The following is a 14,278-nucleotide window of genomic DNA, read 5'->3' on the forward strand; positions in this document are numbered from 1 at the left end:
CATGTTTACTTTACCGCCTGTAGAAAAAGTCTCTGTGGTGATCCCGGTTTATAACGAACAGGAGAGTCTGCCTGAGTTGATTCGTCGCACCACGGCAAGCTGCGAGCAGCTTGCCGTGGAATACGAAATCCTGCTGGTAGATGACGGCAGCAGCGACGACTCCGCGCAACTGTTAACGGAAGCGGCGGAGCAGCCCGGCAGCCATATCGTCGCGGTGATGTTGAACCGCAACTATGGGCAACATTCGGCAATTATGGCCGGGTTTAATCACGTCACGGGCGATCTGATCATTACGCTGGATGCGGATTTGCAAAACCCGCCGGAAGAGATCCCCCGGCTGGTGGCCAAAGCCAACGAAGGCTATGACGTGGTGGGCACCGTGCGGCAAAACCGCCGGGACAGCCTGTTTCGCAAAATGGCTTCGCGCACCGTCAATCGCCTGATTCAACGTACCACTGGCAAAGCGATGGGCGATTACGGCTGCATGCTGCGCGCCTATCGCCGCCATATTGTCGATGCCATGCTGCACTGCCACGAACGCAGCACCTTTATTCCGATCCTCGCCAATACCTTCGCCCGCAAAGCGGTTGAGATCCCGGTGCAACACGCCGAGCGCGAGTTCGGCGATTCCAAATACAGCTTTATGCGCCTGATTAACCTGATGTACGACCTGGTGACCTGCCTGACCACCACGCCGCTGCGTTTACTGAGTGTGTTCGGCAGCGTTATCGCGCTGCTGGGCTTTTCGCTGTCGGTGCTGTTGGTGGTGCTGCGCCTGGCGTTTGGCGCGCAGTGGGCAGGGGAAGGGGTGTTTATGCTCTTCGCCATTCTGTTCACCTTTATCGGCGCGCAGTTTATCGGCATGGGGCTGCTTGGCGAGTATATCGGGCGTATCTATAACGATGTCCGCGCGCGCCCTCGCTATTTTATTCAACGTGTTGTTCGCCAGGAACAGACTGTTTCGCAAGAGGAAAAGAACCCATGAAAGCCGTTGTCTTTGCTTATCACGATATGGGCTGTGTCGGCACACAGGCATTACTGGATGCTGGTTTTGAGATTGCGGCGATTTTTACCCATCCCGACAGCGTCAATGAGAACCACTTTTTCGGCTCGGTGGCGCGCATTGCCGCTGAGCGCGGCATTCCGGTGTATGCACCGGAAGACGTTAACCATCCGTTATGGGTCGATAGAATTCGCGAGCTGAAAGCGGATGTGATTTTCTCCTTCTATTACCGCAACGTGCTGTGCGACAACATCCTCAACACCGCCCGCGTGGGCGCCTTTAACCTGCACGGCTCGCTGCTGCCCGCTTACCGTGGGCGCGCGCCGCTAAACTGGGTGCTGGTCAATGGCGAAACGGAAACCGGCGTCACGCTGCACCGCATGATTGCCCGCGCCGACGCCGGCGCGATTGTCGCACAACAGCGTGTCGCCATTACGGAAAACGATGATGCGCTGTCGCTGCACCGCAAACTCGGCGAAAGCGCGAAAACCCTGCTGGAAAGCGCCTTACCGGCCATTCACGCGCAGACGTTCAGTGAAACCGCGCAGGATGAGCGCCACGCCAGCTACGTCGGTCGCCGGACGCCGGAAGATGGCCGCTTGGATTGGGAAAAACCGGCGCAGACGCTGCAAAACCTGGTGCGCGCGGTTTCCGATCCGTGGCCGGGGGCGTTCGGCTTTGCCGGTGCGCATAAATTCATTGTCTGGAAATCTCGCGTATGCAGCGATGTGGTGCCCGCGCGTGCCGGAACGGTGCTTTCCGTTGCCCCGCTGCGGGTGGCCTGCGGCGAAGGGGCGCTGGAAATTCTAACCGGGCAGGCGGAAAACGGCGTCTATATGCAGGGCGCGCAACTGGCGCAATCGCTGGGGTTGGTGGCTGGCGCGTTGCTGACCAGCAAACCGATTGTCGCGGTGAAACGCCGCACGCGCGTGTTGATCCTCGGCGTGAACGGGTTTATCGGCAACCATTTAACCGAACGCCTGCTGCGCGATGATAACTACGAAATTTACGGCTTGGATATTGGCGCTGACGCGATCAGCCGTTTCCTCGATTGCCCGCGTTTTCACTTTGTCGAAGGCGATATCAGTATCCATTCCGAATGGATTGAGTATCACATCAAGAAATGCGACGTGGTGCTGCCGCTGGTGGCGATCGCCACGCCAATCGAATACACCCGCAACCCGCTGCGCGTGTTCGAACTGGATTTCGAAGAGAACCTGAAAATCATCCGTGACTGCGTGAAATACCACAAACGCATCATTTTCCCGTCGACCTCGGAAGTGTATGGCATGTGCACCGACAAGGTGTTCGACGAGGATCACTCCAATCTGGTTGTCGGGCCGATTAACAAACAGCGCTGGATCTATTCGGTGTCAAAACAGCTCCTCGACCGCGTGATTTGGGCCTATGGCGAGAAAGAGGGGCTACGCTTTACGCTGTTTCGCCCATTTAACTGGATGGGGCCGCGGCTCGATAACCTGAATGCCGCGCGCATCGGTAGCTCACGCGCCATCACCCAGTTGATCCTCAATCTGGTGGAAGGTTCGCCGATCAAGCTGATTGAAGGCGGCAAACAAAAACGCTGCTTTACCGACATTAGCGACGGAATTGAAGCGCTGTATCGCATCATCGAAAACAAAGAAGGGCGCTGCGACGGGCAGATTATCAATATTGGTAACCCGGACAACGAAGCCAGCATTAAAGAGCTGGCGGAAATGCTGCTGGCGAGTTTTGAACGCCACCCGCTGCGCGACCGTTTCCCGCCGTTTGCCGGCTTTCGCGAAGTGGAAAGCAGCAGTTACTACGGCAAAGGGTACCAGGATGTGGAGCACCGCAAACCGAGCATTCGCAACGCCAAACGCTGCCTGCACTGGGAACCGACGGTCAATATGTGCCAGACCATTGATGAGACGCTGGATTTCTTCCTGCGCACGGTTGAACTAACGGACGAGAAATAAGCATGAAACAGGTCGGCTTACGCATTGATATCGATACCTTTCGCGGCACGCGCGACGGGGTGCCGCGCCTGCTGCAACTGCTGGAAAAGCATCACATTCAGGCGAGCTTTTTCTTTAGCGTCGGCCCGGACAACATGGGCCGGCACATTTGGCGTCTGCTGAAGCCGAAATTCTTATGGAAGATGCTGCGTTCGCGTGCGGCCTCGCTTTACGGTTGGGACATTTTGCTGGCCGGAACCGCCTGGCCGGGGCGGCTTATCGGCGAAGGGAACGCCGACGTGATCCGCGCAACGGCGCTGGCGCACGAAGTCGGGCTGCACGCCTGGGATCACCACGGCTGGCAGCGCTGGAGTGGTGTGTGGGATCAGGCGCATCTGGAGGCGGAGATCGAACGCGGTTTGCTGACGCTGGAGTCCATTATTGGCCGCGCTGTCACCTGCTCCGCAGCGGCGGGCTGGCGCGCCGATCAGCGCGTGGTGAAAGCCAAATCCGCCTTCAATTTTCACTACAACAGCGATTGTCGCGGCAGCCAGCCGTTTCGCCCGCAACTGACCGAAAACACGTTTGCGGCTCCGCAGATCCCGGTCACGCTTCCCACCTGGGATGAAGCCGTTGGCACGTCGGTCAGCGCCGGGCAGTACAACCGGTTTATTCTCGATCGTATGCACCGGGATCGCGGTACGTCGGTCTACACCATCCACGCGGAAGTGGAGGGGATTATTGGCGCGGAAGGGTTTGACGAATTGTTGAGCCTGGCCGCGCGCGAAAACATCTCTTTTTGCCCGCTGAGCCAGTTGTTGCCAGATGATGTCAGTACGCTGCCGCCAGGCAAAGTGGTGCGCGGCGAAGTGGTTGGCCGCGAAGGCTGGCTGGGTTGCCAACAACTGTTGAGTCCGGGTTTATGAAGTCTCTGCACTATGTTTTGTCGCTGGTGGCGCTTTTCGCCCTTTATTACCTGGTTCCGCTGGAATACCGCTTGCTCTGGCAGCCGGATGAAACGCGTTATGCGGAAATCAGCCGTGAGATGCTGCAAAGCGGTGATTGGGTGGTGCCGCATTTGCTGGGGCTGCGTTATTTTGAAAAACCGATTGCCGGGTACTGGATCAATACCCTTGCCCAGTGGCTGTTTGGTCACAGCAACTTCGCGGTGCGGTTTGGCTCGGTCTTCTCCATTGCCGTTTCTGCCCTGTTAGTCGGCGGGCTGGCGTGGAAAATGTGGCGCGATAAACGCACGGCGGTGCTGTCGGGCGTTATCTTCCTTACCGCGTTTTTGGTTTACGGCATCGGCACTTATGCGGTGCTGGACCCGATGATCACCTTGTGGATGACGCTGGCAATGTTCAGCTTCTGGCAGGCTGTGCAGGCCACTACGCTGCGGGGCAAATTCGCCGGTTGGTTAGTTTTGGGGATTGCCTGCGGGATGGGGGTGATGACCAAAGGATTTCTGGCGCTGGCGGTGCCGGTGCTTGGCGTACTGCCGTGGACGATCGCGCAAAAACGCTGGAAAACGGTGCTGCTGTGGGGCTGGCTGGCAGTTGCCGCCTGTGTGCTGACAGTGTTGCCGTGGGGGCTGGCGATTGCTGCGCGCGAGCCGGATTTCTGGCGCTACTTCTTCTGGGTCGAGCATATTCAGCGTTTCGCCGAGCAGAATGCGCAGCACAAAGCGCCGTTCTGGTACTACTTGCCATTCCTGATTGCCGGTTCGCTGCCGTGGCTGGCGCTGCTGCCAGGCGCTTTCAAAACCGGTTGGCGGGCGCGCAATGACGCGTTTTATCTGCTGGGCTGGGTGGTGATGCCGCTGCTGTTTTTCAGCATCTCAAAGGGAAAATTACCGACCTATATTTTGCCGTGCTTTGCGCCTCTGGCAATATTGATGGCGCGCTACGCGCTCTCGGTCGAGCCCACAAAGGGGTGGGCACTGCGCATCAATGCGGGTATCAATATTGCCGTTGGCGTGGCGGGGATGATTGCCGCGCTGCTGGTGTCGCCGTGGGGTGTGACGAAACACCCGGTGTGGCTGCCCATCGAAGAGTATAAAGCGGCATTGGCGGCTTTTGCTTTTCTGATGTGGGCGTTGGTGGGGCTGTATACCCTCAACGCGAGTGCGGAGCGTTGGTCGCTTGCCGCCTTATGCCCATTGGCACTCGCGCTGGTGGTGGGGGTTTCCATCCCGGATAAAGTGATGGATTCGAAACAGCCGCAGTTTTTGATCAACTTTGCCTGGGACTCGCTGGCACCCAGCCGTTATGTGTTGGCGGATAACCCCGGCGTCGCTTTCGGGCTCGCCTGGCAGCTAAAACGTGCGGATATCATGCTGTTCGGCTCGCGCGGCGAGCTTGCTTACGGGCTGGCTTATCCCGGCGGGCAAAACAGGTTTGTTACTAAAGGCGATTTTACCGACTGGCTGGCAGCGCATCGCCAGCAAGGCGTGGTTTCACTGGTGCTGCATCAGTCTAAACAGGATGACTTTATCCGCATGCCGATCCCGAAACCGGATAATGTCTATGTGCAGGGGCGTATGGTCTTAATTCAATATTATCCGCAATGACCAGCTGGAGCTGGTTAGTCCTGGCAAGCTTGCTGAGCTGTTTGGGGCAGTTGTGTCAGAAACAGGCGACGCACCCGGCGCAGGCCCGGCATCGCGGCAGGCACGTTGGTGTGTGGTTAACGCTGGCGCTGATGGCGCTCGGCGCGGGGATGGTGCTGTGGCTGCTGGTGTTACAGCGCATTCCCGTGGGCGTGGCGTACCCGATGCTGAGCCTGAATTTTGTTTGGGTGACGCTGGCGGCGCGCTTTATCTGGCATGAGCGCGTCACGGTTCGCCATGGGTTGGGCGTGGGGTTGATCATTTTCGGCATTATGCTGCTGGGGAGTTCGCTATGAAGGGGCTGCACTGGGCGTTACTCAGCGTTGTGCTGGTCAGCGCCGCGCAACTGCTTTTGCGTTACGCGATGGTGTCGCTGCCGCCCGTGACGCTCCCGCACGCTTTTTTTACTGCGCTGTTACAGCCGCAAAAAGGCACATTGGCGCTGCTGTTTGGTTTGGTGGGCTATCTCGCGTCGATGGGCTGTTGGTATGTGGCGTTGCACCGTTTGCCGCTCAGCAAAGCCTATGCGCTGCTCAGCCTCAGTTATATTGCAGTGTGGGCCGCCGCCATCTGGCTTCCCGGATGGCGCGAACCCTTCTCCCTGCGCGGCGGGCTTGGCGTGCTGATGATTGTGGCGGGCGTGCTGGTTATATTTCTGCCCGCCCGGTCAAAACCTTAGCCCGGCAGCCGTTTTTTCGGCCGGCCTGGTCCAAGCAGGATCGCCAGTTTGTTGCCGCCGACGGTGGTTTCCATCCAGATTTTACACACGCTGGTGAGCGGCACGGACAGCAGCATGCCTACCGGGCCGAGCAACCAGCCCCAAACCAACAAGGATAAAAACACCACCAGCGTCGACATGCCGAGGCGATGGCCCATCATGCGCGGTTCAAGAATGTTGCCGATAAGCATATGCACCACCAGGAACAGCGCGCCGACCAGCAAGCACTCATAAGTGCCGTTGAACAGCAGGGCCTGGATCATCGGCGGAATGGCGGAAATCACCGAACCAATGTTCGGCACATAGTTCAGCAGAAACGCCAGCACGCCCCACATCAGCGCGAACTGCACATCCAGCAATACCAGCCCCAGCCAGACAATCACCCCGGTCCATACGCTGAGCAATGTTTTGAGCGCCAGATAATGGGAAACGCCTTTTAACGCGCGGTGCAAACCGGCAATGTGAATTTGCGGGTTATTGAGGGCGAAACGCATTTTGTAAGGAACGTGGCGCACTTCAAACAGCATAAACACCACGGTCATCACCAGTAACACCACGCTGGCCATCGCGTTCGACAACTGCGTCGCCATGGTGGTGGCAAAGCTCATCATCCTTTCCGAATCCATGCGTTGCAGCATGCGCTCCGGCGACATATGCAGCTTGAGGAACGGCAATGCATCCTGGAACTGAATAAACTTGCGCGTAAATTCGCGGTTGTACTTCGGCAACAAGGTCATAAAGTCGTTGATCGAAGCAGCCAGCACCCCAAGCAAGGCGGTGAGAAATATCAGCATCACCAATACAACGATGGCAATGGCGACCGGGCGTTTGATGCCCCGGCGCAGAAACCACGTCACCAGTGGGTTAAGGATGATGGCGAAAAAGAGCGCCAGTAAAAGCTGCACAATGATGTCGGCCGCCGCGTGGATCCCGGCGAGAATAATCACTAACGCCGCTAATTTCAGAAGTATGTGTAAACCCGCCTGATCTGGCTGAGGGTGTGTCATGGTAAATTCCTTTTGTCATCTTGCCAGCTAAGTGTAGTGCCCCGCGGGGTCTTCGCCCGACAGAGATATTCTTAAAGTGAATGCTGATTTCTGCGCCATGACGTGGTAATAGTGAAACACTGTTGTGAAAATCTGAGTAAAACTTCATGCCTGAAAACGCCGCCGAACCGGCGCTTAGCGGATTGCGCCTCAATCTGCGGATTTTGTCCGTCGTCATTTTCAACTTCGCCAGTTACCTCACCATCGGCCTGCCGCTGGCGGTGCTCCCCGGCTATGTTCATGATGTCCTGGGTTATAGCGCGTTCTGGGCCGGGTTGGTTATCAGCCTGCAATATTTCGCCACGCTGCTCAGCCGACCGCATGCCGGGCGTTATGCCGATTTGCTGGGGCCGAAAAAAGTGGTGATCTTCGGCTTGTGCGGCGCGTTTCTCAGCGGGTTGTGTTATTTGCTGGCGGGCATCGGCGAAGGCTCCGGCCTGTTAAGCCTGGTGCTGTTGTGCCTCGGGCGGGTGATTTTAGGTATCGGGCAGAGTTTTGCCGGAACTGGCGCAACGCTCTGGGGCGTGGGCGTTGTCGGGTCGATTCATATTGGTCGCGTGATTTCGTGGAACGGGATTGCCACCTACGGCGCAATGGCGCTTGGCGCGCCGCTTGGCGTGCTCTGTTATCACTACGGCGGCTTGCACGGTTTGTCGCTGACGATCATGGTCGTTGCGCTGCTGGCGGTGTTACTCGCGCTGCCACGCGCGGCGGTGAAAGCCAGCAAAGGTAAACCGCTGCCGTTTCGCGCCGTGCTGGGGCGTGTCTGGCTGTACGGCATGGCGCTGGCGCTTGGCTCGGCGGGTTTTGGCGTGATCGCCACGTTTATTACGCTCTATTACGATGCCAAAGGTTGGGAAGGCGCGGCTTTTGCCCTGACGCTGTTTAGCGTCGCGTTTGTCGGCACGCGTTTACTGTTCCCCAATGGAATCAACCGCTTCGGCGGCCTGAATGTGGCGATGCTGTGCTTTGTGGTGGAAACGTTCGGTTTGGTGCTGGTGGGCCTGGCGGTTGATCCGTGGATGGCAAAACTGGGCGTGTTCTTGACTGGCGCCGGTTTCTCGCTGGTGTTCCCGGCATTAGGCGTGGTGGCGGTGAAAGCCGTGCCGCAACATAACCAGGGTTCTGCGCTGGCGACCTATACGGTGTTTATGGATTTGTCGCTGGGTGTGACCGGGCCGCTGGCAGGCTTGTTGATGGCGTGGGCCGGTGTGTCAATGATTTACCTCGCGGCGGCAGGCCTGGTGGCGATCGCACTGCTGCTGGCCTGGCGGTTAAAACAGAGGCCGGTGGTGGTGGGCGAATAATCTGCGAACGTGATGTACAATTCTTGTTCAAATCCGTAAGGAAGACTATAGTCGCCGTTACGGGTACAGGATGAGAGAAAGGAATCTATGGGCATCTACCTCACGGTGGAGTTTGACAAGGAACGCAGGCGAGTACGCATCAGTGATAAGACCTTATGCAAAGCAGCATCCGCGATTATCGCGGGTTTGCCTGGTGACAAGCTTGGAAAATATACCTACAAAAAACGTATCGCTTTACCTGCGGTGAGTTCTCGTGATGGCGCGCGGGCTATCGTTTTTTTTCATAAAGGCGAGAATCTTTTTTTCTTCGATATTTATGTAAAAAGTGAGCTTTCTAAAAAGAAAGGGAAAGAGCTTGAAGATGATGAAATCGACGCGTATTGCGCTATCGCAAAAGATTTTATCTCTATGTCAGCGGAGACGCTGGAACGGCTGTTAACCAGTAAGAATTTGATTGAGGTGAACTGTCATGAGTGACCATCTGAAACGCATTCAGAGTATGGCAAAACGCTATAACACGCTGGGGGTTGTGCAAGATGAAACCGTTGCGGCTATTGATGAAATGACAGATGCGCGGAATATCCCCCAGGTGCGCCCGATGACAGGAGTACAAATTAAGCAGGTTCGCGCCCGCTGGAAAATGTCACAAGCGGCGCTGGCGCGTACCGTTGGGATGTCGGTCGAAAGTGTCTCGAAGTGGGAACGTAATGAAAGCAAGCCTAACAATGCTGCGTTGCGCATCCTGAACACAATCGAGGCCAAAGGCCCGGCTATATTCCTTAGCTAATACACATTCTGCCTCCGGTGGCGCAGCATCTACTGGGCCCATGCCATCCTGCAATAAAAAGGGAACCCGAAGGTTCCCTTTTCTTTCATATACGGCGCGGTGTTATTTCACCACGATGGTGTTAATGATGTTTTCCGCGGCGGTCTGCGCTTGTTGCTGGTTATCAGCCGGCAGCGTTACCTGAATGGTCAGCAGCTTGTTATCGACTTTACCCAGCACCACGGAAGACCACGCGGTCTGACCTTTGGCGGAGATAATGCTGTCGAGCTGTTGCAGCGTTTGGCCTTTCAGTTCAATGGATTTGTTGGTCACCACCTGCAACTGCGGGTCGCGGCTGCGTTGCTGATCTTCCAGACGTTTTGCCAGCGCACTCAGATCTTCTTGCGTGTTGTCGCCGACAATCACAATCACCGCTTTCTGGCCGGTAGGATCGGAATAGACGTGCATATTGTTGGATTGCGTACCCAGTTTGCCGCTCTGATCGGTCATGTCCGCAGGCAGCGAGAAACTGAGTTTACCGTCGAGCAGAGTGACCGGCTGGCCGGTTGCGTTGCTTTCAGGCGCGGCAGCCTGAGCAGGCTTTTTGCTGTCGCTGTTATCACAGGCAGCCAGCCCCATTACCAGCAGGCCAATACCAACGTATTTCACCAGATTGCGCATTGACTTCTTCCTTTCAATAAACAGCCATAACGGCTAAGCGCTGCATCTTATCACATCTACCTGAGCGTACCTTTAACCGGCCTGCAATGCGGAGATTTCAGATTTGTCTGCCAGCCTTTTCAGCAGCATATTCAACAACACACCGTACATCGGCAGGAAGAACGCAATGCTGATAAGCACTTTGAAGCTGTAATCCACCAGCGCGATTTCCGTCCAGTGCTGCGCCATAAACGCATCCGGGCTGCGCCAGAAAGCAATGAAGAAGAACGCGGCGGTGTCGCTGGCATTACCAAAGACGGTGGAAGCGGCAGGCGCCAGCCACCAGCGGCGGTTCTGGCGCAGGCGGTTAAACACGTGCACATCGAGGATCTGCCCTAACGCATAGGCCATAAAGCTGGCGGTGGCGATACGCGCCACGAACAGGTTGAAATGCGCGAGCGCGCCAAAACCCTGCCAACTGCCCATGTAGAACAGCGATGAAATCACGTAGGACGCCAGCAAGGCAGGAACCATCACCGCGAAAATAATCCGTCGGGCCAGTGGTGCGCCGAAAATTCGCACGGTTAAATCCGTTGCCAGGAAGATAAACGGGAAACTGAATGCACCCCAGGTGGTGTGAAAACCAAAAATGGCGACCGGGAGCTGCACCAGATAGTTGCTGGAGATAATCACCAGCAGGTGGAAAAGCGAAAGCCAGAACAGCGCCTTTGTGCGCTGCGATTGCGAAAACTGCGTCATATTGTGGCCTTTTTGGTAAATGGGGTGAGGGAACCCAGTACTTTTCATGCTCTGCTGCGCAGAAGCCGCCGCATGATACTGCAATCCGAAAGGGATGCAATGGCTAATTTTAGCGCAATCGTTAACCTTGCTTGCGTCGCAAAACAGGCAGCGTAAACTAATGCGGTTTTTTCCCTTGCGAGATGAAGATGACCGATCCGTTTTCCACCGCCGACCACACGCTGGATGCCCAGGGTTTACGCTGCCCGGAGCCGGTGATGATGGTGCGCAAAACCGTGCGTAATATGCAAATTGGCGAAACTGTACTGATTATCGCCGACGATCCGGCAACCACCCGCGATATTCCCGGCTTTTGCCGTTTTATGGAACATGAGCTGGTCGCCGGACAAACCGAATCTCTGCCGTATCGTTATTTAGTGCGTAAAACGCACTAATCTTTGCTGCGTAACAGGCGCAGCGCGTTGGCTGTCACCAGCACCGTTGCGCCCGTATCCGCCAGCACCGCCAGCCACAGACCAGTCATTCCCAACAGCGTTGTCACCAAAAAGACCGCTTTCAACCCCAGCGCGAGAGTGATGTTCTGGCGAATGTTGCGGTGCGTGGCGCGCGCCAGGCGGATCATCTGCCCCAGACCGGTCAGCCGGTTATGGGTTAACGCCGCATCGGCGGTTTCCAGCGCGACATCCGTGCCACTGCCCATCGCAATCCCGATTGTCGACGCTTTCATCGCCGGGGCATCGTTGATGCCATCGCCGACCATCGCCAGCGGTGCCTGCTCATTAAGCGTGCGCACGGCCGCCACTTTATCTTCCGGCAGCAATCCGGCGCGAAAATCCAGCCCCAGTTCATGGGCAATCGCCGCCGCTGCCCGCGGGTTATCGCCCGTCAGGATCACACCCTGGACGCCGAGCGCATGCAGTTCAGCCACCGCCGCTTTGGCGTCATCACGCAAGGTGTCCTGCAACGCCAGCGTGCCGATGACCTCATTGTCTCGCTGAACCACCACTACCGTCTGACCGTGGTTTTCCTGCTGATTAATGTTCGCCAGCATGCTGCTATCCAGCACGCCTTCAGGCAGTTTTTCGGGCGCGCTAATGCGGATTTGGCGCCCGTCGATCTGTGCTTCAATGCCTTTTCCGGCCAGCGCGCGTTGATCCTCAGCGTGTGGAATAGTGAGCGCGCGGCGCTGGGCTTCCTGCACGATCGCCATCGCCAGCGGGTGTGTGGAACCTTGTTCAACCGCGGCACTCAGCGCCAGCAATTCTGCTTCTTCCATGCCTGCGAAGGGGGTGATAGCCGCCACTTGCGGCTTGCCAATTGTCAGCGTACCGGTTTTATCAAACGCTACCTGCTGGATGCTGCCGAGTTGCTCCAGCGCGGCACCGCCTTTGATCAGCGCTCCGCGCCGTGCCGCCGCAGCAAGCCCGGACGTGATGGCCGCCGGGGTGGAAATCACCAGTGCGCACGGGCAGCCAATCAACAGCAATGCCAGCCCTTTATAAATCCACTCAAGCCAGCTTGCGGAGAACAGCAACGGCGGAACCACCGCCACCAGCAGCGCCACGGCCATTATCGCCGGGGTGTAGATCCGGCTAAAGCGATCGATAAAACGCGCGATCGGTGCGCGGCGCTCTTCGGCTTCTTCAATCAATTTCAGGATGCGATCGATGGCGCTTTCGCCCGGTTTGGAAACCACTTCAAGCTGAACCAGCCGATCAACGCTGGTGGCTCCGGCCGGGACGTTCTCACCCGCGCTGCGATCGACCGGCACGGATTCTCCAGTCAACGCGCTTTCGTCAAAACTGGCAAAAGCCGACAGCAGGCGGCCATCCGCCGGTAAACGGCCACCGGCCGGCACTTCAATGGTGTCGCCTGGCTGCAATTGGCTTGCGGCAACCGTCTGGCGATCGCCGTTGCGCAGGCGCGTGGCGGTATCCGGTTTCAGCGCCATCAACGCGCTCACACCGCGACGTGCGCGGCTGGCCGCCCAGCCTTCAAGGCGCTCGCCAATCAAAAACAGCAGCAACACCATTGCGGCTTCGGCGGTGGCACCAATAAACAGCGCGCCGATGGCCGCCACGCTCATCAAGGTCTCAATGGCGAACCAACTGCCGCTTTTCATCAGCCGCAACGCCTGGCGGGCGATGGGCCACAAGCCGACCAGCGTGGTGGCGATAAATGCCGCCTGGCCGAAGGGATGGTTGAATTGCTCCAGTGCCCAGCTCAGCGCCATCATCACTATGAGCAAGATGATCGGCAGGTTTTCACGTAGGCGGGACGGGGCGGGAGCAGGCGTACTGTTTTCACTGCGCAACTGGTAACCCGCTTGCTGCACGGCGCGTTCCACGTGCTCACGTACATCGTTTTGCGCCACGACAATCAGCTTTTCGGTGGCGAAAGCGACCTGCACCTGCGCGACACCGTCCACCTGGCGCACTGCGTTTTCCACTTTGCGGGCGCAGGCAGCGCAATCCATACCGGAAACAAACCAGCTAAAGCGCTCGCCCGTGGTGGTGATTTCCGGCGTGACACGGGTTTCGCCGCAATCGTCGGCGCAGCACGGCGCTTTTTTTTCTTCGACGGGACGCAGTTTGACCGCCGCGAATTGCGGGGCTTTTTTATTATTGGGTGAGGGGGTGGGAGCGGTCATCGCATCCTCCGGTGAATGATAATTTTCTCATTAACCGGAGTATGCACTCTGGAGTCGACTCCAGAGTCAAGCCTTTTAAATATACAGCGAACGGACGATCAGAAAGTGCCCGGCAAAATAGCAGGCGGAGGAAATCGCGTTATCAGCGCTAAAGCGTTTACGGTAATGGCTGCCCAACCAAACAATGTTGCCGATAAGCAGCAGCGCGGTGCCAATAAATGCCGACAGCGCCTGGCCGGTGGGTCGGAAGAACCACAATTCCCCCGCCAGCCACACCATCACTAATGTCATGGCGACAAACGTGCAGACCGCCATGCGCAACTCTTCAAGTCGCGTCCAGATAACCCCCAGCAGCAGCGCACCGACAATCAGCAAGATAACTGGCAACGGCCAGAAGAAGGTGAGCGTCATTTGGCTGGCGAAATAGATGGTGTAGAGCAAGTGGGCGAGGAAAAAAGCCCCGATGGCGTACAGCAGTTTTTGCCGTGGCAGAAGGGTGAGCGCGTCGCCAACCAGTGAAGCGCACAGACCCGCTAACACCAGGTAGCTGATGGCGTCGAACATGGGTGCTTGCCAGGCCAGTAACAGCAGGAGCAAAAGGGTGACGGGTTTAAAAACCCAACGTTGCCAGACCGGGCCGCGGTACGAAGCGTCGACATATAACCAACCGGAAAAGCAGACAGCAATAAATGACCACAGCATAATTAAGTCCCTGTATCTGTTATTGTTGCGTAAATCTCACTTACTCAGTGTAGTGGCGAGAAAAGGGGGATGACAATGCAATCTCCCCCTTTAGTGGCGCAATTCCGCTTTTTCTGACTGGC

15 protein-coding genes are annotated in these 14,278 nt (G+C 57.1%); 10 read left to right on the top strand and 5 right to left on the bottom strand.

The features are described from left to right. Position 1: 1 nt before the first annotated feature. From arnC to arnF, 6 genes are read left to right on the top strand one after another with little or no spacing between them, the layout of a single operon-like run. Complete coding sequence (gene arnC / locus AAEY27_RS01405) at positions 2 to 985, top strand: undecaprenyl-phosphate 4-deoxy-4-formamido-L-arabinose transferase (RefSeq protein WP_342325428.1); 984 nt, start codon at positions 2 to 4, stop codon at positions 983 to 985. Then, the gene (gene arnA, locus AAEY27_RS01410; protein WP_342323186.1) at positions 982 to 2,961 is read left to right on the top strand and encodes a bifunctional UDP-4-amino-4-deoxy-L-arabinose formyltransferase/UDP-glucuronic acid oxidase ArnA; all 1,980 of its coding nucleotides are present in this window, start codon (positions 982 to 984) and stop codon (positions 2,959 to 2,961) included. Before arnC ends, arnA begins: the two co-directional genes overlap by 4 nt. A 2-nt stretch (positions 2,962 to 2,963) precedes the next feature. Next, positions 2,964 to 3,866, top strand: coding sequence for a 4-deoxy-4-formamido-L-arabinose-phosphoundecaprenol deformylase (gene arnD, locus AAEY27_RS01415; RefSeq protein ID WP_342323187.1), 903 nt, complete (start codon positions 2,964 to 2,966; stop codon positions 3,864 to 3,866). Next, positions 3,863 to 5,509 carry a lipid IV(A) 4-amino-4-deoxy-L-arabinosyltransferase gene (gene arnT, locus AAEY27_RS01420; RefSeq protein WP_342325429.1) on the top strand — a complete coding sequence of 549 codons (1,647 nt, stop codon included), beginning with the start codon at positions 3,863 to 3,865 and terminating at the stop codon, positions 5,507 to 5,509. Before arnD ends, arnT begins: the two co-directional genes overlap by 4 nt. Beyond that, entirely contained in the window at positions 5,506 to 5,844 is a 339-nt protein-coding gene (gene arnE / locus AAEY27_RS01425; RefSeq protein ID WP_342323188.1) for a 4-amino-4-deoxy-L-arabinose-phosphoundecaprenol flippase subunit ArnE, read from the top strand. The genes arnT and arnE overlap by 4 nt, the downstream gene beginning before the upstream one ends. Continuing rightward, positions 5,841 to 6,227, top strand: coding sequence for a 4-amino-4-deoxy-L-arabinose-phosphoundecaprenol flippase subunit ArnF (arnF, locus tag AAEY27_RS01430; RefSeq protein ID WP_342323189.1), 387 nt, complete (start codon positions 5,841 to 5,843; stop codon positions 6,225 to 6,227). Before arnE ends, arnF begins: the two co-directional genes overlap by 4 nt. Here arnF and AAEY27_RS01435 read toward each other — a convergent pair. Beyond that, a complete protein-coding gene (locus AAEY27_RS01435; RefSeq protein ID WP_342323190.1) occupies positions 6,224 to 7,273 on the bottom strand; it encodes an AI-2E family transporter in 1,050 nt (349 codons plus the stop codon). The genes arnF and AAEY27_RS01435 overlap by 4 nt on opposite strands. A 146-nt stretch (positions 7,274 to 7,419) precedes the next feature. Here AAEY27_RS01435 and AAEY27_RS01440 point away from each other — a divergent pair, with 146 nt between their 5' ends. The 3 genes from AAEY27_RS01440 to AAEY27_RS01450 all read left to right on the top strand — a co-directional run bounded on the left by AAEY27_RS01440 (position 7,420) and on the right by AAEY27_RS01450 (position 9,406). Then, entirely contained in the window at positions 7,420 to 8,619 is a 1,200-nt protein-coding gene (locus AAEY27_RS01440; protein ID WP_342323191.1) for an MFS transporter, read from the top strand. Between the two features lie 87 nt (positions 8,620 to 8,706). After that, positions 8,707 to 9,096, top strand: coding sequence for a type II toxin-antitoxin system RelE/ParE family toxin (locus tag AAEY27_RS01445; protein ID WP_342323192.1), 390 nt, complete (start codon positions 8,707 to 8,709; stop codon positions 9,094 to 9,096). Then, positions 9,089 to 9,406 carry a helix-turn-helix domain-containing protein gene (locus AAEY27_RS01450; protein WP_342323193.1) on the top strand — a complete coding sequence of 106 codons (318 nt, stop codon included), beginning with the start codon at positions 9,089 to 9,091 and terminating at the stop codon, positions 9,404 to 9,406. The genes AAEY27_RS01445 and AAEY27_RS01450 overlap by 8 nt, the downstream gene beginning before the upstream one ends. 102 nt (positions 9,407 to 9,508) lie before the next feature. Here the strand turns inward: AAEY27_RS01450 and AAEY27_RS01455 are convergent, their stop codons facing one another. Together AAEY27_RS01455 and AAEY27_RS01460 are read right to left on the bottom strand one after the other, a co-directional pair. Further along, positions 9,509 to 10,066: a DcrB family lipoprotein gene (locus tag AAEY27_RS01455; protein ID WP_342323194.1), complete on the bottom strand. Its 558-nt coding sequence runs from the start codon at positions 10,064 to 10,066 to the stop codon at positions 9,509 to 9,511. Positions 10,067 to 10,138: 72 nt separating this feature from the next. After that, the gene (locus tag AAEY27_RS01460) at positions 10,139 to 10,804 is read right to left on the bottom strand and encodes a 7-cyano-7-deazaguanine/7-aminomethyl-7-deazaguanine transporter (RefSeq protein ID WP_342323195.1); all 666 of its coding nucleotides are present in this window, start codon (positions 10,802 to 10,804) and stop codon (positions 10,139 to 10,141) included. A 188-nt stretch (positions 10,805 to 10,992) separates the two neighbouring features. On the opposite strand from AAEY27_RS01460, the gene tusA reads away from it, so the two are divergent. Further along, positions 10,993 to 11,238, top strand: coding sequence for a sulfurtransferase TusA (gene tusA / locus AAEY27_RS01465; protein WP_342323196.1), 246 nt, complete (start codon positions 10,993 to 10,995; stop codon positions 11,236 to 11,238). Here the strand turns inward: tusA and zntA are convergent. Both zntA and AAEY27_RS01475 read right to left on the bottom strand, forming a co-directional pair. Then, positions 11,235 to 13,454, bottom strand: coding sequence for a Zn(II)/Cd(II)/Pb(II) translocating P-type ATPase ZntA (zntA, locus tag AAEY27_RS01470; protein ID WP_342323197.1), 2,220 nt, complete (start codon positions 13,452 to 13,454; stop codon positions 11,235 to 11,237). The two genes, tusA and zntA, sit on opposite strands and share 4 nt — an antisense overlap. A 75-nt stretch (positions 13,455 to 13,529) precedes the next feature. Continuing rightward, positions 13,530 to 14,156 (bottom strand): lysoplasmalogenase, encoded by a 627-nt coding sequence (locus tag AAEY27_RS01475; protein ID WP_342323198.1) that lies wholly within the window; start codon positions 14,154 to 14,156, stop codon positions 13,530 to 13,532. Between the last annotated feature and the right edge of the window lie 122 nt (positions 14,157 to 14,278).

Origin of the sequence: Kosakonia sp. BYX6, assembly GCF_038449125.1 — a bacterium.
Lineage (GTDB): Bacteria > Pseudomonadota > Gammaproteobacteria > Enterobacterales > Enterobacteriaceae > Kosakonia > Kosakonia calanthes.